Genomic DNA, 412 nt, shown 5'->3' on the forward strand with positions numbered 1-412 from the left:
AAACGATTTGGCACAATCGATTTAGCATTTTTAGAAAATGGGCAGTATAATCCGCAGTGGGGACAAATCCACACATTCCCTCACCAAAATCTACAAATCGCAAAAGAGCTAAACGCAAAAGCGATAATGCCCGTGCATAACTCTAAATTTCGCCTTGCACCGCACGAATGGAGCGAGCCTTTAGAGCAAATTTACACGCTTTATTTGCAGGGCAAATCACAAAATAATTTTGATTTTGCGCTTCTAACGCCACAAATAGGGCAAATTGTGCCTTTGTGGAGTGAATATAAAAAGGACGATTTTAGCGCGTGGTGGCGAGAAGTAAATGCAAATCCAAAATAATTTGTAGACTTTTTTGCAAACTCGTTGAAAAATTTGCGTTTTCCCCCTTGACTTAGAGTTGCTATCAGGT

The 412-nt window shown here is 40.0% G+C and carries 1 pseudogene; it reads left to right on the plus strand.

The window, feature by feature from the left end:
- Positions 1-342, plus strand: a pseudogene (locus ACWIX0_RS14245) (hypothetical protein); the annotation flags it as partial.
- Positions 343-412 lie beyond the last annotated feature (70 nt).

This window comes from Helicobacter sp. T3_23-1059 (assembly GCF_053654515.1).